1 pseudogene is annotated in these 259 nt (G+C 65.6%); it reads left to right on the forward strand.

The features are described from left to right. Positions 1-259: pseudogene (locus SB659_RS19885) on the forward strand (glycoside hydrolase family 127 protein); the annotation flags it as partial.

The raw sequence follows: 259 nt of genomic DNA on the forward strand, positions 1-259 counted from the left end.
TGGACGGTTATGCTCGCATCGACCGGGAATGGAAGAGCGGCGACAAGGTGGACCTCACCATTCCCCTTGAAGCCCGTAAGCTGTTCGCCAATCCGCGGGTACGCCAGGATGCCGGCCGCACGGCGCTGATGCGCGGGCCGCTGGTCTATTGCGTCGAGGAGACGGATAACGGCGCCGGGCTGAACGGCATTTCGCTTTCCGCCGACCCGTCGAAGGCAAAGGTCTCGGAAGTCGCCGGATTGCGCGGCGCCGTCGCGCT

Origin of the sequence: Arthrobacter sp. SIMBA_036 (assembly GCF_046535135.1) — a bacterium.
In the GTDB taxonomy this organism is placed as follows: Bacteria; Actinomycetota; Actinomycetes; order Actinomycetales; family Micrococcaceae; genus Arthrobacter.